This is a genomic window from Alsobacter sp. KACC 23698 (genome assembly GCF_045348435.1).
In the GTDB taxonomy this organism is placed as follows: Bacteria; Pseudomonadota; Alphaproteobacteria; order Rhizobiales; family Beijerinckiaceae; genus Alsobacter.
On record NZ_CP157484.1, the window covers coordinates 1,437,602 to 1,456,569 of the forward strand.

Consider the following 18,968-nt stretch of genomic DNA (forward strand, 5'->3'; position numbering starts at 1 on the left):
TTTCGGCCGGGGCCTGCACGCCTCGGCCCCGCGCAACGCGCCAGTCCCGCGCGGACGCCATGCCGGAATTACTCCCCATGCTCGCTGGCGCGCCGGGCCAAAGCAGTCATGATGAATAAAGCCTGAAGAGCTTTGCGCCAGAGCGGCAGCATCCAGAACGGAGAGCAGTGTGCTGCGCTCTGATTGCGAAGCTGCGCGCCGCAATGGGCTCCGTCGGCAAGAGTCAGAAGAAGCGAAAGCTCTGGCGGAGGTTCGTCCATGAATACGAGTGCTGAGGCGATCTGTGTCGGCGGGATAAGAACAGCGTGTCTCACCAGAAAAGCGCTGGCGAATACGATGCTGTCCGACTGCCTCGCGGCGAGGCGACAAGGCGGCCAGTCCCTTCCAAAACTCGTCTTCGCCTCGAACGGCTCGGTGATCGCCCGCTATCACCGGGAGTCGGGATTCCGCGAGCTGATGGACCAGGCCGATATCGTCGACGCCGACGGCATGCCGCTGGTCCTGTTCTCGCGCATCCTCCAGCACCCGTTGCCCGAGCGCATCGCGACGACGGATTTCATCTTCGACGCCTGCGAGATGGCGCAGGAGCATGGCCTGCGCTTCTACTTCCTCGGAGGCAAGCGCGACGACAACATGCGCGCCTCCGCCTTCTTCCGCGACCGATATCCGGGCCTGATGCTCGTGGGCTCGCGCGACGGCTACTTCAAGCGCTCCGACGAGGAGGAGATCTGCGCCGAGATCCGCGAGCGCAAGGTGGACGTCCTCTGGCTGGGGCTGGGAAGCCCGCTCCAGGAGGACTTCGCCGTCCGTAACAGGTCCCGCCTCGCCGGCGTGGCCTGGATCAGGACCTGCGGTGGCATGTTCGACCACTATTCAGGCCGCAAGCGCCGTGCGCCGGCCTGGATGCAGAGCGCCGGCCTGGAGTGGCTCTACCGCGCCGCCCAGGAGCCGCGACGGCTCGGCCCGCGCTATATCAAGACGAACCTGCCCGCCCTCTACCACCTGATGACCAAGACCGGCCAGGCAGGCGAGATCCACCCAGCCGGCGTCCAGGCGCGCGGGATCCAGGCCGGCGGCATGCCGCCGGGCGCGATTCAGGTGAGCGCGATCAAGCTCGGCGACGCCGCGGCGGTCCGGTCGCTCGAGGCCGGGGCGGTCCAGACGCGCGAGAGCGCGACCCTCTGAGCAGACGCAGAGCAGGCCGGACGCGGCCTGCTTCTGAACCCCAGAACGAAAAGAGCAGGCCGGAGGGGCCTGCTCTTTTCGTTGAGATCCGATGTCGTCTCCCGGGAGGTCAGCCCGCCTTGCGCTTGCGCCAGGCGATGACGCCCCGAAAGGCGGCGTCGGCGGCTGCGGTGAGCGCCGGGTTTCCCACCCAGGCGGCCAGCATCGGCTGGTGGCGGGTCCCGAAGCGCTGCTTGTAGGGCTCGTCCCCGATCGTCAGGTCGAAGACGCTCTGGCGGCGCGCGATGCAGTCCTCGATCAGGCTCTCGATCGTCAGCAGGCCCACCGAGAAGTTTTTCAGCTCCGGCGCGGGGTCGAAGGCGATCATCAGGAACATGAACCGCTCGGCGTCCGACAAGCCGAAAATGACCGAGATGGGCCGGGAGTCGAGCGAGAGCACGAAGGTCCGGGCGAACCCTTCGGGCGCTCCGGCGACCGCGACGCGCTGGTAGAAGTCGAAATAGAGCGGGTTCAGAAGCGGGTCGCCCTCGAAGCGCCCCTTGCGGAACTCCCGCATCTGCGCGAAGGCGGCCCGGATCGCGGCCGGATCGCGCTCCTCGCGGAAGCTGAGCTCTCCGCGCTTGGCCAGCCGTCGCCGCAGCTGATCCAGGGTCTTGACGAAGCTGGCCGACAGCGCCTCCTTCCGCCAGGATGAGAAGTCCGGCGACAGCGGTGCTTCATGGGCGTGGTAGCCCATTGGGCTGAATCGGATCCCCTCCAGCGGCGCCAGCGCCGACGCCTGGTCGGCTCGGATGCGGCGGATCCGGGCGAGCCCCAGCGGCGGCAGCCGCGAGCGGTCCCTGCGGATCGCGTCTTGTAGGGTCGAGACGTCGAGGGAGGCGTCCACGATGATGGGGTTGTAGTCGGAGACGTCGCAGTCGACCCCGTCCATAAAAGGCACCGGGCCGATCCGGCGCTTGATCATCGGCCAGGCCAGGCAGAGGCGGCCGTCGCTCAAGCGCCGCACCGTCCTGACGCAGGCGGTCCCGTCCCGGCGGGGGATCAACTGCTCGAACACCGCGCCCAGCCAAAGCGGATGCTGGAACAGGGAGGCCTTCGCGCGCTGATAAAGGTCCCGGTACTCCGCCCCGCGGAAGTCGAACCCGGTTTCGTCGGCGACCGTGACCCGGAAATCCCGCGCCGGCGCGGCGGCTTGCGTCTGCTCCGCTCCGATTTCCGTAAAGGACACCGCCTCCATGCGCTCAACCTCCGGCTGTTTTCAGGCGCGCCCAGCATCTCACGAAAGCCGCCGCCGGGGGCTGGCGATTAAGGGCTACCGACGGTCGGAACGGGCTCAGGCCGGGCGGACGCAGTCGGCTTGGCCTACCCCCATCGCTCCAGGCCGTAGCCCTATGCGCGATGTCGAACGCAACGCCCGGACGCTAGTCTTTTGCCGACAGGGGCTCCGGCGTCCCGCTGTGCGAATGGCGAGTTTACGATGACGACACAGAGCGTTGAAGGGGTCGGCGATCGGGGCGCAGGCCGTCCGAGCCGGCCCAAGGTTGTGCTTTTGTCGCCTCCCGGCGACCTCGGGCAGATCGTCCTACGAAGCCTATCGGGGCTGAACGCCCGAACCCTGCTGGTGTGCGAGCCGCGGTCCTCCATCCGCATGTCGGCGCATGTGAGCGGGACGCTGCTGGCGGCCGAGAACGTCTTCGACAACGGCCTCGCCATCGCCCAGGCCCTCGAAGAGGAGCATCGGCGCGACCCGATCGACATCGTGCTGTCGAGCTCGGTGAGGGGCCTTTCCGTCCTGGGGCGCATCCGCAACCAGATCTCCCCGCCGGTGTACCCGATGGCGGACGAAGCCCTGCTGGCCCGCCTCAACGACAAGTGGCGCTTCGCGAGCGTCTGCGCCGAATGCAACGTGCCCACCCCGCGCACGCTCCGCTTCGCGTCGGCGAGCGAACTCGACGTCGCGGCGCTAACCCGCTCGATCGGCTTTCCATGCGTGTTCAAGCCTACCAACGCCTCGGGCGGCGACGGCGTGAAGGTGGTCCGCAACGAAACCGAACTGGTGAAGGCCGTGGCCGACAACGCCCGCTTCGTCAGCGACGGCTTCCTCGTCCAGGAGTTTCGCGAGGGCGTCGACGTCGGCCTTAGCGTCTTCGCCGTCAACGGCGAGATCCGCAACTGGTCCACGTTCCAGTGCGACGGATACTGGTCCACCCGCTTTTGCGAGGTGCCCGATCTTCTCGACGCCGGCCGCCGCATCGTGTCCCAGACGAAGTTCACCGGCGTGGCCAATTTCGACGCCCGCCGCAACCCGAACAATGGCGAACTCGCGGTGCTGGAGTGCAATCCACGCTTCTTCAGGCGCGTCAGCGCCGCGCGGATCAACGGCCTGGATTTCGTGGCCGCCGGCCTGGCGTCGCTCGGGCTCGCGCCGCGGCAACCCTCGTTCCTCACGACCGGGCGCCACCTCTCGGCGAGCGACGTCGCGAGCTGGTCGGGCCTCCGGATGATGGCGCGCGAAGGCTACTCGCTGGCCTCGCTCGGGCGGGACTTCGCCGAATTCCTGCGCGACCCCGCTCCGGGCATCGGCTCCTTCGCCAATGAGTGGCTGCATCTCGCGGCCGACAAGGTCAGGCTCAAGCCGTCCATCTCAGGCTAGCGCAGGGCGGATTTGACGCCATCCACGATCCGTCATTCCCGGCGGCGCGCAGCGCCGCGAAGGCGATCCAGAGAGGGTCCCGGAAGAGGCGTCTTTGGCCCAGCTGGCGGATCCCTGCCCGCGCCTCCGGGCCGGGGATGACGTGGGACGGGGACGGCTGCACGCCACAGGCGTTGGCGCACATTCGGCTCAAGACGAAAGCGGCGGAAAGTCCTATGCCTTCCCGCCATTTTCCTTTGTCCTGAAACGCTGAACGGCTCAGGCGTGAGCCATGTAATAAATCCAGCTGTCCGTCATGCCGGCGAACTCATCGGGGCTGCGCCACCCGCCGTCGCGCCCGACCACTTTCGCAGCCCTGAAGCCGGCGGCCTCAAGCTGCAAGACCTGCGCCTGCGGCGTGATGTAATAGGTCAGGAGCGAGTACATATGGGCTTGGTCGTTCAGGATTGCGTAATCCGCCCCCTGCACCTCGCGCCTGCGCCTGGCCGCATGCAGGACGATTCCCCCCGGATAGGTCAGAAGCTTCTTCACACAACCCATGGGATCGCGAAGGGGGTCGCCCCTCAGCCGGCGCAGCGCCCAGGGCGACTGCAGGCTGGCGTTGCGGTTGTGGGTCGAGAACACGAAGGGGCTGCCGGGTTTCAGGACCCGGCGGCACTCGCCCAGCACCTTCAGGCGGTCGGCGTGGTCGACATAGTCGAGCCCGTTGAAGCTGAACAAGACCAGGCCGAAGGATCCCGTCGCGAAACGGGAAAGGTCGCGCGCATCGCCGACCTCGAACCGTTCGTCCGGAAAACGCACCCGGCAGGCCGCCACCATTTCCGGGGAGTAATCCATGCCGACATAGACGTCCGTGAGCGCCGTCAGGGCGGGGGTGGTGCGTCCGACGCCCACGCCGAGGTCGAGAATAGGCTCGCCTCTGATGCGGTCACGGATGCTGTCCAGGATCGTCGCCTCGGCGGGCTGAAGCGCACATTCGGCCTGATAGGCCGCCACCACCGTGCGGTTGCGGAATGTCGCGAGATTTGGCTCAGACATACACTGCGCCCCCGAACTCCACTGCAGGCCGATTCTTCTAGCAATCATCGAGCCAAGCAAGCGGGCGACGGCATTGCGCCAGTGTCCAAGAGAGGTAGTCCATGAACTCAGTGTCGGCGAGTCTTGGAGTGCGATTACGATCCGGCTGCGGCGTGGCGTCGCCACGACCATGAAAATGGCGTCCCCGCAGTCTCCGGAGCGCGACGTGCACCCAAGACTCTTGAAGAAGTGGGCGGCTGTCGCCACAGGCCTCGGCTTGCTGGCCGGCGGCGGCTTCCTCGCGCAGCTGGCCAGGGGAGGGGAGTGGTTCACCCGCAAGGGCGACGGCGGGCTGACTTTCCCCGAGCCCAGCGGCGCCACCTCGGCCCCGATGGCCGTCTATTATCATCGTCCCGACGGCTGGCGCGCTGAGGACGGCAAGGTCCTGGTGCTGATCCATGGCGCGGACCGCGATGCGCGGGCCATGCGCGACGCCTGGCGTCAGGCCTCGGAGGCGCACGGGCTGCTGGTGATCGCGCCGGAGTTCAACGACCGGAAATACCCCGACACGCGCTGGTTCAACCTCGGCAATACGATCGATCGGGCCGGCCGGCCTGTCCCGCAGGATCGCTGGAGCTTCGGCGCGGTCGAGCGCGCGGTGGCGGCGGTGCGCGCCGAGACCGGCGCGGCGGGCGGGCCCTATATGATCTACGGCTTCTCGGCCGGCTCGCAGTTCACGATGCGCCTGCTCTACCTCACCGGCGCGCGCAATGTGAGCCGCGCCATCCTGAGCAGCGCCGGCTGGTACACGATCCCGGATCTCGCCAAGCCATGGCCGTGCGGCCTCGCCGGCGCCGACGTCACGCCAGACAAGTTGCGCTCGTTTCTGAAACTGAACGTCACGCTCCAGCTGGGCGAACTGGACAGCAAGGCGAGCGATTATTTCGGGGCCGAGGGCTTCGAGGACTGCGCGGCCGCCCAGGGCGCGCACCGGCTCGCACGGGGGCTGAACTTCTTGGAAGCCGCGCGCAAGGCGGCCGGCGACCTCCAGGTCGCGACGCCCTGGACGGTCGCGGTCGCCCCGAAGACGGGTCATTCGGTCGAAGGCATGGCCGCTCATGCGTCGTCCGTCATCTTGCGGCGCGCGGATGCGGCGTCAACGGGCCGCGTGGCTGCGCACTAACCGGAGGCGAAGTTGCATCTCAAGGCTAAGAAGGCGCTGTTCTGGTTGATCGTCGATGTGCTCGGGGGCCAGGCGATTCCCTTCGCCGCGTTCCTGGTCATGGCCCGCATCATCAGCCCCGGCGAATACGGCGCCTTCGCGCTGGCGATGTCCTTCGTCGGACTGCTCAACATCGTGCTCTACCAGGGCTTGGCCGACGCCCTGATCCGGGTAGAGACGACCGACGACAAGATGCTGGCCACGGCGTTCTGGATGAATATGGCCTTGGCGGTGCTCATTGCGGCCGCCGTCCAGCTCTCGGCCGGCTGGATGGCCGAGCTCTACAGGGCGCCCGCTCTGGCCAGCGCGCTGCGCTGGCTGTCGCTGCTGGCCCCGCTCCAGGCCCTCGTGAGCGTTCATGTGGCGCTATTTCGGCGGCATCTGGAGACCGCCGTCCTGGCCCGCCGCACCTTCGTGGGCCGGGTGGTGGGGGCCGTGGCCGGCATTGGGCTGGCGCTCGCCGGCTGGGGGATCTGGTCGCTGGTCGCGCTGCAGATCGTGCAGGCGGCCGTGTCCACCGCGATCCTGTGGACCGCCAGCTCCTGGTTCCCGCAGATCGCCTTCTCGTGGCGCCACTGCAAGGATCTGGTGCGCTTCGGCAGCCACTTCATGGGCGGCAGCATCGCCACCGCGCTCGGCACGACCGTCGACAGTCTGATCGTCGGCCTGTTCTTCGACCCCAAGTCCGTGGGCTGCTACGTGCTCGCGTCCCGTCTGCTCGACATGGCCAGCACCGTCCTGCTGGTGCCGATGCGCCAGCTCGTCATGCCCGTGCTGAGCCGCGCCGCCGGCAAGCCGCGCGAGTTCATGGCCAGCTACGAGAGCATGGTGATGCCGGCTTTCGTGGTCTGGATGCCTCTGCTCGTGCTGCTCGGAGCCGGCGCCGAGTTCCTGATCCCGACCTTGTTCGGGCAGAGATGGGCGGACGCCGTCGGCGTGCTCCAGGCGATGTCGCTGACGGCGTTCACGACGCCGCTCTGGTTCTTCGTCGGCCAGGCGATGGCGGCGACGGGACGTCCCGAGGTCTATATGCGCCTCGCCGGCGTGCAGATGGTCCTCACCTCGATCTGCGTCGCGCTGGGCTCGCTGCACAGCCTCACGGGCGTGGGCGTGGGCTGGACGGTGAGTTCGGCTCTCATGGTGCCGGTTTCGCTCTCGGCCATGCGGCGCATCTGCGGCTTTGAGTGCGGCGAAATCCTGCGGCACGCCAGCAAGCTGTCGGTCGCCGGCCTCGTCCTGCTCGCCGGCAGCATCGGGGTCGCGCACGGCGAGGAGCTGCTGGCGATCGACAGCTGGATCACGTTGGCTCTGGGCGGCCTCGTCGGCGTTGGGCTCTATCTCGGCCTGATCGAATACGTGCTGATCCCCGGCGAGATCAGCACGGGCCTGCGCGGCGTCCGCGAGCTGGTCAGCCCGGCCAAGTGAGCCGTGCGGCGCAGGGATTAACCCGCAAGGCCAGCCCGGCCATCCAGAGTTCCACTTCGGCGCCGGCTGACGCCGGCGCAGCATGGGCGCGGGTCCCAGTGCAACGGTGGAAGGCGATCATGAAGGTTTCGCAGGCGGTCAGCATCGAGGAACTGAGGCAGTTGTGCCGGGCCCGTCTGCCCCGGATCGTCTTCGACTGGATCGAGGAAGGTGCGGGCGATGAATCGGCGCTCCGGCGCAATATGGAAAGCTTCCTGCGCTATCGCTTCGCACCCCGCTACCTGCGCGACGTCTCCACCCGCACACAGGATAAGGAGATCTTCGGCAGCACCTTTTCCAGCCCGTTCGGCTTTAGCCCGACCGGCATGCAGGGCCTGATCCGGGGGCGGGCCGAGGTGATGATGGCCGAAGCCGCCGTCGAGGCGAACCTTCCCTATGTGATGTCGGGGCTAACCACGACCCGCATGGAAACCGTCGCGAGGATCGCTCCGAATCATCTCTGGTATCAACCTTATCCGAGCGCCGACCGGCGCATCATTGAGGGCCTCGTCGGCCGCGCCGCCGATTGCGGGATCTCCACGCTTGTCATCACGGTCGACCTGCCGGTCGAGGGCAAGCGGCTGCGCAGCATGCGCCATCGGCGCGGCGGGCGACCCAACCCGTCCACCTACCTGGACGTCTTCATGCACCCGGGCTGGCTGGCCGACTACCTGCAGAACCGGCCCCTGCTGGAGGACCTCGCGCCCTATGCGCCGGAGGGCGCGAAGCAGCGCGACCTCGACGTGCTGTTCGGCGACCAATACTCAGCCGTTCGCGAACGCCAGACCTGGTCGGATCTCGAATGGTTCCGGCGCAACTGGAAGGGCAAACTCGTCGTGAAGGGCGTGCTGAGCCCCGAGGACGCCCTGCTGGCCCTGAACCATGGCGTCGACGGCGTCACCGTCTCCAACCATGGCGGGCGCCAGCTTGAACGTGCCCCCGCGCCCCTCGACGTGCTGCCCTCCGTCGTGCAGGCCGTGGCCGGCCGCATCCCGGTGTTCCTGGACAGCGGCATCCGCAGGGGAGCCGATATCGTCATGGCCCTCGCGCTCGGGGCGAGCTTCACCTTCATCGGCCGCGCCGCCTTGTACGGATTGGCGGCGGGCGGAAAAGCCGGCGTGGGGCGGACGATCGAGATCCTGAAGAGCGACATCGACGTCGTCATGGGCCAGATCGGAAGGCTCACCACGGTCGATCTCGGCCCAGACTGCCTGCTCCCCGCCGACGTGGACGCCACGGCCGGGCTCGACGCGGCCACATCGGCGCGCCTCCCGGCCGAGGACGCCACCGCCGAGCCGTTGCGGCGCAAGCGCCTCCAGCGCTAGCGAAGGCCACCTCTGAGCTCCCGTGCAATCCTCGTCCTTGGAGATCTTCCCCCGGCGCGCGCAGGCGCGGGAAGGGCGACTATTTCGCGTCATGGCGTTGCGAAGGTCGCGTTGTGGCGCAGGACGGCGTTGATGATGAGAGGAGTTTGCACCCGCGGCGACGAGGACGGGCTTTGTGGAGTTGCCCCTGGCTTTTGGGATTGGGCGAAGACCTTGAGGCGCGGGTGGGATCGGGCGGCCAACAGGCGGTCATTGAGAAGGCTTGGCGGGCGCGTCGCCGGCCGCCGCGGATGCGGCGCTGGCCGCGCGAGGCGCCACGGTCGGCGTTGAACGGCGAGGCCGGGGAGCGGGCAATTTGCTTGGAAGAGCGCGCACCCAGTTCGAGTCCACGGCGTCCGTCTTGCGCTGCGACCGATAGCGCGGGCGAAGTCCCGGGCGGTGCCCTTCCTCGATCGCATGATCCGGGATCCAACGGTCTGCCGCCCTCCCGCATCATGCGCCAATTGGTAACCCACAGCGATCCACAAGGCCGGGCGGAAGGCGCTTAGTCCGGAATCATCTCTGGATCTCTTCGCCGGCGCTGCGCGCCGCCGGCGATGTTGGGAGCCGGCTAGCGTGGGCTGATCTCGCGGGAGATCCTGTCGAAAACCGCCATGGAGAACGCGCCCAGCGCGCCCGCGATGGCCTTGACCTCGAAGTCGTGCATGCGCCCGTGCCGGCTCGGCGAGAGATACTGGATCGCCTCCAGTCCCGCCGCCCCGAGCACGACGGCGGTCACGACCGCCAGCTTGTGGCGTGGATAAGCGAGGCCAAACAGCACCCCGCACAGGCAGAACGCGATGAAGCGCTCCAAGTCGGCCGAGAGCCCGGTCGTGGGTCGAAAGTCGATGGGGCACACGGTGACCGCCAAGAGGGCCAAGGCCACGATCCAGGCGGCGACGCGGACACACGATTTCATCGACATGGAAAAAAACCCGTAGGCTGACGCACGCAGGGGCGAAGCGGGGGATCTCGATGGTACCCAGGCCCGAGCCGAATGGCACTCGGCTTTGTGGGTTAGCCCTTAATGCCTGTGCTTCAAACGCCTCGCCGCAATCGGGCCTCAGATGCAGGAGACTTCATCGCAGCGCCTTAGTACTTTCCCGCGATAATCAACGATAAAGCTCCAACCCTCACGACTGACGCCCGGCCACGAGCGGCGCATCCTTGCGCTCGCCCAGGCGAATTCTGCAGGCGGCCTCCCAATCCAACTTCTCTTGCGAGCGGCGCTCTTTGGAAACCGGAGCGACGCCGTCGAGGGCGGGTGGACAAGCGCGGCCTTGACTTGGCCGCATTTGGACGCAAACGATTCGCCTCATTCAACAAGCAGAGATTTGGTTCGCCCGGAACTCCTTCAGAGAGGGAGGACTCAATGGTTATGTCGTGCATGGATGTGAGCCGGGATGGCTCACGGGGCGCCCAGGACGCTGTCGCTGGTCCCACCAACCCCGTCCTGCTCTGGGCCACCCACGCGCTGGAGGCTCTCCAGGCCGATGGTTCGGTGTCGCCCACGGTCGCCACCCGCATGATGGCGATGGAGAGCATCGCCGTCCTCGACGTCGTCAACGCGGTCCAGCATGCGCCAGGCTTCCTGGCGAGCGGCGCAGCGCCGTCGGGCATGTCGGAGGCCGCCGCGATCGCGGCCTCGGCCGCCTATGTGCTAGAGCACGCCATGCCGGGGCAGAAGGCCCTGATCGAGCATGATCTGCAGCTGAGTTTGGCGGGCGTGCCGGACGGCAAGGCGCAGGACGCCGGCGTGGCCTTCGGGCGCGCCGTGGCGGCCGCCGTCGTCGAGGCGCGGGCCGATGACGGCTGGGACGCCATGGCGACGGTCTCGGCGGGCGACGGCGAGCCCGGGACATGGCGGCCCACATTGCCGAACTACGCCGCGCCGGTCACGCCGCAATGGGGCGACGTCGCGCCGTTCATGATGAAGGCGGGCGACGCGTTCCGCCCGGACGGCCCGCCCGCGCTCGACAGCGCCGAATATGCAGCGGCGCTGAACGAAGTGAAGGAGTTGGGCGGCGCCCATTCGACGCTCCGCACAGCCGACCAGACGGAGCTCGCCCGTTTCTGGGCGAACGACGCCGGCGCCTATACGGCGCCAGGCCACCTCGACCACATCGCCATCGACATCGCCCAGGAACAGGGCTTGACGTCGGCGCAGTCCGCGCAACTCCTGGCCGAGTTGAACGTCGCCATGGCGGACGCTGCGATCGCGGCCTGGGACGCCAAGGGCGCCTATGAGTTCTGGCGGCCCATCGACGCGATCCGGCTCGCCGATACGGACGGCAACCCGGCCACCTCGGCGGATCCGACTTGGACGCCGCTCCTGCCGACCCCCAGCCACCCCGAATATCCGTCCGGGCACGCTGTGTTCGCCGGCGCGTGGTCGACCGTGATGACCCGGTATTTCGGCGACATGGCGTTCGACGCGACCAGCGCCGATGCGCCCGGCGTGGTCCGTCACTTCGACAGCTTCGCTCAGGCCGCGCTGGAGGACGCCGAGAGCCGGATCTTCGGCGGAGTTCACTTTCAGTTCTCCGCCCAGGACGGGCTCGCCACGGGCGAGGCGGTGGCGGCCGACGTCCTGGCGATCTTTCAAAAGGACGGCCTCCTCGCGGCCTGATCGGCGCCAGCGCGTCAGGCGCTGTGCGCCGCACCTCTGGCGAACCTGAGCGCGCCGCTGGCGGGGCGGTCGTAGTTCGTCTTGGGGCTTGCTGGCCTGCATGGACAAGCGGAGGATCCAGGCGTCTCGGGAGGTCGCCATGACAATCGAACGCATGATCTTGCTGGTCGTGGGCGTTGTCTTTCTCGCATCGGTCCTGCTGGCCGTCTATCAGAGCCCGACATGGCTGTGGCTCACGGGCTTAATGGGCGCCCATCTCATCCAGGCGTCGTTCACCGGCATGTGCCCTGTCGTGATCGCCATGAAGCGCATGGGGCTGCCGTCGCGCCCGGCCTTCGGCTAGCGTCAGTCGGCGGCTCGGGCCGGCCGGACGGAGCGCGACGGGCCGGCGGGCAGGACCCGCCACCACCCCCGCATCGTGGACGCCGCAACCGCTGAAGCTTATCGCCGGTCATCCGGGTGACCGTCGAGAGGTCGGTCAGCACCGCCCCGCGGCTCTGCTTAAGGGTGCTTCGCGGCATCGGCGCCCACAGACGTCGACCAAGCATTGGATGCGCCATAGAAGGTCGTCGCGGTCAGTTCAGGACGGCGAAGACCGACTCGCCATAGACGTCATCGAACCCAGCTCGGAAGAGCGGCGCTGAAATGCGGCCTATGCGGCCGCGATGCGACGCGCATGGTGAACCAATCCGCCAATCCGCACGCCCGATGGTCGGGTTGGCCGCGGCTCGGCCTGCTGTCGGGAATGTTGTGGAACAAGGACTGGCCGTAGCCCTGGACGTCCTGAAGCTCCAGATCCGAGCGGAACACGACGGCCGTACCGGAATGGCGGCTGTTGGACGCCACGGCGTCAAAGACTGGATAGAGAACCCGGGTCATCCACGTCGGAGAAGTAGCCGCCTGCTCGGTGGCGCTCCGTTACCGAGCATGGTTTGCGTATTTGTTCCGCCGCTTGGAGATGGGCTCCTGATCGCGTGGCGCGCGCCGGAATCGCCACCGCGATCGTCTGGCTGACGGTACCGGCGAAGTCCGCTTTGAGGAGTGGGCCGGGCAGCCAAGCTTCACAGCGTCGATCGCCTAGCGCCTTGGCCTGCTTTTGAAGCGGAGGCGACCTGCTCTGCGGCTCGACGCCGTGGCCCGGGCATGCCAAGACGCGCCGCTCGCTGGGCAGTATGTCGCGGCGTCATCGCGACACAAGAGCGCCAATCGTCGACCTTGTCGCCGCACGACCTGTTGCGCTTTCGCCGCCGGGCCGGAATGAGAGACCGTCGTGCTCGGATGCTTGGGGGCACGTCCCAGCGGCTTTCGAAGAACTTCCTGGGGTGCAAGTGCAACAAAGCTGATCAGCGGGGTCCCCAATTGCGCATGGGATTCGTGTAAGCTACGACTTGGGCGTCTCTACTCGGTCCGCGGCGGGCCGCTGCAGCAAGCGCCGCGGATGCGGTCGCGGGATCCGTAAAGACCGATGGCTCCATTGGGCGTCTATCCGATTATGATTCAGTCTGACGCCGGAGTCGCTGCGCTCGGGGACGTGCGGGCGCGCGACGCCTCGGCCGCCCGCGCCGTCGCCCGGCGGTTCCTCAGGGAGCAGGCCCATCTGGGCCGTGTCGACGCCAAGGACCTCGTCTGGATGACTGGGCCTGGCGAGAACGTCGTTGTCGCGCCCTGCCGGGTCGCGACCTTCCTCACGCCTGAGCGCAGGGCTCAGCCCGGTCGAGGGTGCGACGACGCGTCTGGCCGAAAATCGGCCGGCCTTCAAACTTCACCCCGAGCTCACGCTCAACCGAGGGCGCCCTCTAGGGGGCGGGCGACGTCGAGCTGAGGATTGTCGTTTGGCGCGGTCGAAATCGCTGCGGAAACCGAGCCGGCGAAGGACGCGCCTCGGTCAGGGCTTGACTGGCTCCGCGTGCGTCGACGCCAGCGTGCCGATGAGCCGCAGCAGCTCCTGCTGCTCGGGACCGCGGCCGGCGCTGAGGAAGGCGTCCACCTCGACATGGGAGACCGCGCCGCCGGAGGCGATGTTGGCCTCGTGGCGGACGAAGACATGGTCGCCGGCCTGGACCAAGATCCATCGATCTCCGTTCGAGCTCTGGTAGAGTTCGCGGGCGTGCGCCGTCATCGGATCAACTCCATGTGCAATCTCTACAGCATGACCAAGAACCAGGCCGCCATTCTGGCGCTCGCCAGGGCGATGCGCGACAGCGCCGGGAACGTGCCCATCATGACGGGTGTTTTTCCGGACTTTATGGCGCCGGTGGTCCGCCAGGCGCCGGACGGCGTGCGCGAGCTGGCGATGCTGCGCTGGGGCATGCCGTGCCCGCCCGCCTATGGGACGCAGGCCGTCACCAATATCCGCAACACCGCGAGCCCGCATTGGCGGGCCTGGCTGAAGCCGGAGAACCGCTGCCTCGTCCCGTTCACGTCGTTTTGCGAATATGAAGAGACCAAGCCGCGCAAGACGCCGACCTGGTTCGCGCTGGACGAGAGCCGGCCGCTCGCCTTCTTCGCCGGACTCTGGACGCCCTGGCATGGCGTGCGGGGCACGAAAGCCAACCCGGTGGAAGGCCGGCACGAGCTGTTCGGCTTCCTGACCACGGCGGCGAACGCCGAGGTCGGGGCGGTCCACCCCAAGGCGATGCCGGTGATCCTGACGACCCAGGAAGAGTGTGAGACCTGGATGACGGCGCCGGCCGCCGAGGCGCTCCGGCTGCAGCGGCCGTTGCCGGACGGCGCCCTCGCCATCGTGGCGCGGGGGCCGCGGGAGGACGTCCCGCAGCCGGCCATGCTGTCGTGAGGAGGCGAGGGGACCTCAGCAGCCCGTGAGGCGCGGCGTCGTCTCCACCTCAAGCCCGAACAGCGGCCGCAGGCGCGTGCCCAGCACGTTGCCCAGGAAGGCCGCGACCAGCCAGACCCAGCCATGCAGGCTGCCTGACGCGATGCCGGAGAAATACGCGCCGATATTGCACCCATAGGCGAGCCGCGCGCCGTAGCCCAGCAGCAGTCCGCCCAGCACGGCGGCCAGGGCCGACTTCAGCGGCACGCGCCAGGTCGGGGCGAAGCGCCCGGCCAGGGCGGCGGCCAGCAGGGCGCCGATGACGATGCCGAAATCCATCACCGAGGTGACGTCGTTGAGGACGGAGCCGTTCAGCTCCGCCTGCCGGGCCGCGCCGGACCAGTAGGGCCAGGACGCCACGTCGGCGATGCCGAGCCCGCCGGCGATCTTCGAGCCCCAGAGCGCGAAGGCGGAGGTGATGCCCCAGGGGCGGCCGGCCAGCGCCAGGGTGGCGAAGTTCAGCGCCGCCAGCGCGACCGCGCCGGCCACCAGCGGCCACGGGCCGCGGGCGAAGCGGGCGAGGCCGGCGCGCGGCGACGGGGCGGAGGTCTCCAGCGCGCCGCGGCGGCGCTTCTCGACCCAGACCGTGACGCCCGCGATGGCGGCGAAGACCGCCCAGTTCGCCGCGAGCGCCGGCCAGGCGCCCCACAGTTTCACCAGCGAGACCGGGGCGAAGCTAGGCTGCGCCGACCACCAGGGCAGGTGCGCGGCGCCCACCGTGGAGCCGACCACGAAGGCGGCGAGCGTGATCAGCATGCGGGTGGAGCCGCCGCCCACGGTGTAGAGCGTGCCGGAGGCGCAGCCGCCGCCCATCTGCATGCCGACGCCGAAGATGAAGGCGCCCACCAGCACCGAGACGCCCACGGGGGACACGAGCCCGGCGACGGGCTGGCCGAAGAGCGAGCCAGCGGCCAGGACCGGAAAAAACAGGGCGGTGGCCATGGCCAGCATGACCATCTGCGCCCGCAGGCCCGCTCCGCGCCCGTCGGCGATGAACACCCGCCACGCCGAGGTGAAGCCGAAGGCCGCGTGATAGAGCACGAGGCCCATCACCGCGCCCAGGCCGTAAAGGGCGGCCTGCCGGGGACTGACCATGGCGCCGATCAGCGCCGCGCCGGCCACGATGGCGAAGGCCGCGCCCCAGGCGGCGCCGATATTCGGCCCGTCGCTGGGACGGCGTTCGGAGACGGCGAAGCGGTCGGCCGGGGCGGCGGCCGCGGCGGAATAGGAACTCGACATGGGAGGGTCCAGGGTTCGGTCGCGCAGGGCGGCGGTCCCCTGGAGGTAGTATTCCCGTCCAGGATCGTCAATAGCGCAAAATCACGCCAGAAAACGTAAATTAGCCGTAGGACTCGGCGTAGGGCGTGGGCTCGGTCTTCAGCCCGCCGTCGACGGCCACCAGCTGGGGCGTGAAGGGCCGCTTTCCGGCTGCGCCGCGCAGGTCGATCAGGGGCCGCATCGCCGGGACGGAGAGATCGATGGCCTTGGCCGGGCGCCAGCGCTTGCGCATGGCCTGCGAGCCTTTCCCGCGCTTGAACATCTTCGGCACCTCCTCCTCGACGAGGAGGACGAGCTTTCCCGTGAAGGTGATCTGGAAATCGAAGCGGCCTGTGAGGGACATGGGCGGTCTCCCTTCTCTGACCTTCCAACGCCGCAGGCGGGCATCCGTTCTCGGAGGGAGCGTCGCGGCGGCGGCTCGGGCGGGCATCCTACGCCTCATCGGCGTCCGGCGGAACCGGAGACGCGCGCCGCTGCGCCAGGCGGCGGTCAGCCCTGCCGGAATGGGACAGCGGCGCTGCTTTACCCCGGGGGACCCGGCGCGTAGCGTGGTTGCGCAACCTCGACGTTGCGATCAACGAAATCTTCGGGAGGACTAGAGATGACGTTCGACGCTCGAGATCCCAAAGTATTTGCGATCGACGACGACCAGAAGCTCTCGCGACGTTCGCTCGTGGGAGCGATGGGCGCGGGCGCCCTCGGGCTCGGAGCCGCCGCCCTGGGCGCCCGGCCCGCGCTGGCGCAGACGCAGACGACCGTCCGTCCCACGCCCCCGACCACGATCACCAACCCGCCGCGGGACTTCAGCCCGCAGGGCGCCCCGACGACCTATTTCAGCGATCCGGACATCCTCAGCGTCGATCCCTCCTTCGACGCCTATGTCCAGCCCAACAGCGCCATCCAGAGGCTCTGGACCGGGGCGCTGTGGGCGGAAGGCCCGGCCTGGAACGCGCAGGGGCGCTACCTCGTCTGGAGCGACATCCCCAACAACCGCCAGATGCGCTGGATGGAGGACGACGGCCACGTCTCGGTGTTCCGGCTCCCCTCCAACAACAGCAACGGCAACTCGTTCGACTTCCAGGGCCGGCAGCTCTCCTGCGAGCACCTGACGCGCCGCGTGGTGCGCTACGAGAACGACGGCTCCGTGACGGTGCTGGCCGACAACTACCAGGGCAAGCGCCTGAACTCGCCCAACGACGTCGTCGCCCATCCGGACGGCAGCTACTGGTTCACCGACCCGCCCTATGGCGGGCAGCTCTACGAGGGCGCGCCGGACGCGGCCGGGGGAGCCAGCAACGAGGCCGGGCGCCTGAAGTCCCGTCTCGGCCAGGCGGCCGGCATGGGCGAGTCCAAGCGCGAACTGCCCACGCAATGCTACCGGATCGACCCGAGCGGCCGCCTCGACATGGTGGTCACCGAGGAGCAGGTCCCCGACCCCAATGGCCTGTGCTTCTCGCCCGACTTCAAGAAGCTCTATGTCTGCAGCACCGGCAAGGGGCCGGGCGACAAGGGGCCGGGCGGCAAGGGCGAGGTCTACGTCTTCGACGTGGGCGCCGACAACAAGCTCTCCAACCGCAAGCTCTTCAGCGACTTCATGGTCGATGGCGTGAAATGCGGGCCGGACGGCATCCGGGCCGACGTCGACGGCAATCTGTGGGTCTCCAGCAACGCCGGCCGGGCGGTCGGCTACAACGGCGTCACCGTGTGGACGCCCGACGGCAAGCTGATCGGCCGGATACGCCTGCCGGAGGTGTGCGGCAATATCTGTTTCGGCGGACCCAAGCGGAACCGGCTGTTCATGGCGGCGAGCCAGTCCATCTACGCGGTGTTCGTCAACACGCAGGGCGCCGCCCCGGCGTAACGCGTCGGCCGCGGCAGGGTCGGGCGAGGCGTCGCCCGGCCCTATTCGGCCGGGCTTTCCTGGCGCTCGCCGACGCCGACGCGCGGGACCATGAGCGAGAAGCCCACGATCAGGAGCGCGATCAGCAGCATCGCCCAGAAGGTGAGGTGCAGCGCGTCCTGCAGCGCCAGCGCCAGGGCGGGATCGCCGCCGGGCGCGCCGGGCGGCGTCTCAAGCACCTGCCGCAGCCGGTCCGACGTGACCGCGCCGACGCCCAGCGCCCGGCCGAGGCCGTAGTTCAGCACGGCGCCGAGCACCGTCGCGCCCAGCGTGCTGCCCAGATTGCGCGAGAACAGGTTGGAGGCCGTGACGCTGCCGCGCTGCGACCAGTCGACGATCTCCTGGATCAGCACCATCGAGGCGACGCTCAGCAGGCCCATGCCGAGCCCCATCACGAGCGATCCGCAGGCCGCCGTCACGGGCGAACTCTCCGGCGTCAGGCCGACGAAGACGAGCGCGCCCGCCGGCAGGAAGAGGCTGCCCACGATCATGATCCGGCGCAGGCCGAAGATGGGGAAGGTCCGCGCCGCCAGCGTCGCGCCGGCCGGCCAGCCCAGCACCAGCATGGTCAGCGTCAGCCCGGCGACGATGGGCGAGCGGTGCAGCACGCCCTGCACGAACATAGGCAGGAAGGTCGTAAGCCCCATCAGCGCCATGCCGGCCAGCATGTTGGCCCCGTTGGCCGCCGCGATGGGCCGCCGCCGCCAGAGCGCGAAATCGACCATCGGGTCGGCGGCGCGCCGCTCCTGCAGCACGAACAGGACGAGGCAGACGCCGAACAGGCCGGCGGCCGCCAGGGCGCGCCCGGTCTGCTCCGAGCCCGCCGTGGTCAGCGCGATCATCAGCGCCGCCACCGTGGCGGTGAACAGGGCCGCGCCGGCGAAGTCGATGGCGTGGGCCTGGCGCCGGACGTCCTCGCGCAGATAGTGCATGAAGCCGGCCGCGGCGGCGAGGCCGATCGGGATGTTGATCCAGAAGATCCACGCCCAGGACATGTTGTGGATGATGAGCCCGCCCGCCATGGGGCCGATCACCGCCGAGATCGCCCAGACGCTGGCGAGGTAGCCCTGCACCTTGCCGCGCTCGCGGGCCGGATAGAGGTCCGCCACGATCGTCATCGCGATGGGCTGCATGGCCCCGGCGGCTTGCGGCCATAAAGGTCGGCCAGCTTGCCGAACACGACCGTCATGGCCGTCTGGGTCAGCACAGGAAGGACGAGAAGATCCAGCTGTAGAGATCGAGCCCGCCGAGCTGGGCGACGATCTGCGGCATCGCGGTGGACACGATCGTGGCCTCGATCGCCACCATGAACATGGAGGCCATCACGGCGGCGATGACGAGAGGGCGCGACGCGCCGGTGGTCTGGGAAGACATCGGGGGTTCCGGGCGGGGAGGGAGCCGAGCTCCAAAGACGCATCCTACA

15 protein-coding genes and 1 pseudogene are annotated in these 18,968 nt (G+C 68.6%); 9 read left to right on the forward strand and 7 right to left on the reverse strand.

Going from position 1 to position 18,968, the window contains the following annotated elements:
* Window positions 1-336: 336 nt before the first annotated feature.
* Window positions 337-1,185, forward strand: a complete 849-nt coding sequence (locus ABEG18_RS06595; protein WP_406857287.1) for a WecB/TagA/CpsF family glycosyltransferase — start codon at window positions 337-339, stop codon at window positions 1,183-1,185.
* A 109-nt stretch (window positions 1,186-1,294) separates the two neighbouring features.
* Here the strand turns inward: ABEG18_RS06595 and ABEG18_RS06600 are convergent, their stop codons facing one another.
* Window positions 1,295-2,422 (reverse strand): GNAT family N-acetyltransferase, encoded by a 1,128-nt coding sequence (locus ABEG18_RS06600; protein ID WP_406857288.1) that lies wholly within the window; start codon window positions 2,420-2,422, stop codon window positions 1,295-1,297.
* A 240-nt stretch (window positions 2,423-2,662) separates the two neighbouring features.
* Here ABEG18_RS06600 and ABEG18_RS06605 point away from each other — a divergent pair, with 240 nt between their 5' ends.
* Complete coding sequence (locus ABEG18_RS06605; RefSeq protein WP_406857289.1) at window positions 2,663-3,838, forward strand: ATP-grasp domain-containing protein; 1,176 nt, start codon at window positions 2,663-2,665, stop codon at window positions 3,836-3,838.
* A gap of 258 nt (window positions 3,839-4,096) precedes the next feature.
* On the opposite strand, the gene ABEG18_RS06610 is transcribed toward ABEG18_RS06605, so the two are convergent.
* Window positions 4,097-4,876, reverse strand: a complete 780-nt coding sequence (locus ABEG18_RS06610) for a class I SAM-dependent methyltransferase (RefSeq protein WP_406857290.1) — start codon at window positions 4,874-4,876, stop codon at window positions 4,097-4,099.
* Window positions 4,877-5,081: 205 nt separating this feature from the next.
* Here ABEG18_RS06610 and ABEG18_RS06615 point away from each other — a divergent pair, with 205 nt between their 5' ends.
* From ABEG18_RS06615 to ABEG18_RS06625, 3 genes are read left to right on the forward strand one after another with little or no spacing between them, the layout of a single operon-like run.
* Entirely contained in the window at window positions 5,082-6,038 is a 957-nt protein-coding gene (locus ABEG18_RS06615; protein WP_406857291.1) for a hypothetical protein, read from the forward strand.
* Between the two features lie 12 nt (window positions 6,039-6,050).
* On the forward strand, window positions 6,051-7,502 hold the full coding sequence (locus ABEG18_RS06620; protein ID WP_406857292.1) for a lipopolysaccharide biosynthesis protein: 1,452 nt from the start codon (window positions 6,051-6,053) through the stop codon (window positions 7,500-7,502).
* Complete coding sequence (locus ABEG18_RS06625) at window positions 7,499-8,866, forward strand: alpha-hydroxy acid oxidase (protein WP_406857293.1); 1,368 nt, start codon at window positions 7,499-7,501, stop codon at window positions 8,864-8,866. Before ABEG18_RS06620 ends, ABEG18_RS06625 begins: the two co-directional genes overlap by 4 nt.
* Window positions 8,867-9,476: 610 nt before the next feature.
* Here the strand turns inward: ABEG18_RS06625 and ABEG18_RS06630 are convergent.
* Entirely contained in the window at window positions 9,477-9,830 is a 354-nt protein-coding gene (locus tag ABEG18_RS06630; RefSeq protein ID WP_406857294.1) for a VanZ family protein, read from the reverse strand.
* Window positions 9,831-10,277: 447 nt separating this feature from the next.
* On the opposite strand from ABEG18_RS06630, the gene ABEG18_RS06635 reads away from it, so the two are divergent.
* Both ABEG18_RS06635 and ABEG18_RS06640 read left to right on the forward strand, forming a co-directional pair.
* Entirely contained in the window at window positions 10,278-11,534 is a 1,257-nt protein-coding gene (locus ABEG18_RS06635) for a vanadium-dependent haloperoxidase (protein WP_406857295.1), read from the forward strand.
* A gap of 139 nt (window positions 11,535-11,673) precedes the next feature.
* Window positions 11,674-11,877: a DUF2892 domain-containing protein gene (locus ABEG18_RS06640; RefSeq protein WP_406857296.1), complete on the forward strand. Its 204-nt coding sequence runs from the start codon at window positions 11,674-11,676 to the stop codon at window positions 11,875-11,877.
* A 1,542-nt stretch (window positions 11,878-13,419) separates the two neighbouring features.
* On the opposite strand, the gene ABEG18_RS06645 is transcribed toward ABEG18_RS06640, so the two are convergent.
* Entirely contained in the window at window positions 13,420-13,653 is a 234-nt protein-coding gene (locus tag ABEG18_RS06645) for a hypothetical protein (RefSeq protein WP_406857297.1), read from the reverse strand.
* 12 nt (window positions 13,654-13,665) lie between these two features.
* On the opposite strand from ABEG18_RS06645, the gene ABEG18_RS06650 reads away from it, so the two are divergent.
* Window positions 13,666-14,328 (forward strand): SOS response-associated peptidase, encoded by a 663-nt coding sequence (locus tag ABEG18_RS06650; protein ID WP_406857298.1) that lies wholly within the window; start codon window positions 13,666-13,668, stop codon window positions 14,326-14,328.
* Window positions 14,329-14,343: 15 nt separating this feature from the next.
* Here the strand turns inward: ABEG18_RS06650 and ABEG18_RS06655 are convergent, their stop codons facing one another.
* Entirely contained in the window at window positions 14,344-15,606 is a 1,263-nt protein-coding gene (locus tag ABEG18_RS06655) for a YeeE/YedE family protein (RefSeq protein ID WP_406857299.1), read from the reverse strand.
* 100 nt (window positions 15,607-15,706) lie between these two features.
* Window positions 15,707-15,988 carry a hypothetical protein gene (locus ABEG18_RS06660; RefSeq protein ID WP_406857300.1) on the reverse strand — a complete coding sequence of 94 codons (282 nt, stop codon included), beginning with the start codon at window positions 15,986-15,988 and terminating at the stop codon, window positions 15,707-15,709.
* 258 nt (window positions 15,989-16,246) lie between these two features.
* Here ABEG18_RS06660 and ABEG18_RS06665 point away from each other — a divergent pair, with 258 nt between their 5' ends.
* A complete protein-coding gene (locus ABEG18_RS06665; RefSeq protein ID WP_406857301.1) occupies window positions 16,247-17,506 on the forward strand; it encodes an SMP-30/gluconolactonase/LRE family protein in 1,260 nt (419 codons plus the stop codon).
* A gap of 41 nt (window positions 17,507-17,547) precedes the next feature.
* On the opposite strand, the pseudogene ABEG18_RS06670 reads toward ABEG18_RS06665, so the two are convergent.
* A pseudogene (locus ABEG18_RS06670) lies at window positions 17,548-18,919 on the reverse strand (MFS transporter).
* Window positions 18,920-18,968 lie beyond the last annotated feature (49 nt).

Excerpts from the sequence above, each read along its gene's own strand:
- ABEG18_RS06595 (WP_406857287.1), top strand. The coding sequence starts at position 337 with ATGCTGTCCGACTGCCTCGCGGCGAGGCGACAAGGCGGCCAGTCCCTT.
- ABEG18_RS06600 (WP_406857288.1), bottom strand. The coding sequence starts at position 2,422 with ATGGAGGCGGTGTCCTTTACGGAAATCGGAGCGGAGCAGACGCAAGCC.
- ABEG18_RS06605 (WP_406857289.1), top strand. The coding sequence starts at position 2,663 with ATGACGACACAGAGCGTTGAAGGGGTCGGCGATCGGGGCGCAGGCCGT.
- ABEG18_RS06610 (WP_406857290.1), bottom strand. The coding sequence starts at position 4,876 with ATGTCTGAGCCAAATCTCGCGACATTCCGCAACCGCACGGTGGTGGCG.
- ABEG18_RS06630 (WP_406857294.1), bottom strand. The coding sequence starts at position 9,830 with ATGTCGATGAAATCGTGTGTCCGCGTCGCCGCCTGGATCGTGGCCTTG.
- ABEG18_RS06635 (WP_406857295.1), top strand. The coding sequence starts at position 10,278 with ATGGTTATGTCGTGCATGGATGTGAGCCGGGATGGCTCACGGGGCGCC.
- ABEG18_RS06640 (WP_406857296.1), top strand. The coding sequence starts at position 11,674 with ATGACAATCGAACGCATGATCTTGCTGGTCGTGGGCGTTGTCTTTCTC.
- ABEG18_RS06645 (WP_406857297.1), bottom strand. The coding sequence starts at position 13,653 with ATGACGGCGCACGCCCGCGAACTCTACCAGAGCTCGAACGGAGATCGA.
- ABEG18_RS06650 (WP_406857298.1), top strand. The coding sequence starts at position 13,666 with ATGTGCAATCTCTACAGCATGACCAAGAACCAGGCCGCCATTCTGGCG.
- ABEG18_RS06655 (WP_406857299.1), bottom strand. The coding sequence starts at position 15,606 with ATGTCGAGTTCCTATTCCGCCGCGGCCGCCGCCCCGGCCGACCGCTTC.
- ABEG18_RS06660 (WP_406857300.1), bottom strand. The coding sequence starts at position 15,988 with ATGTCCCTCACAGGCCGCTTCGATTTCCAGATCACCTTCACGGGAAAG.
- ABEG18_RS06665 (WP_406857301.1), top strand. The coding sequence starts at position 16,247 with ATGACGTTCGACGCTCGAGATCCCAAAGTATTTGCGATCGACGACGAC.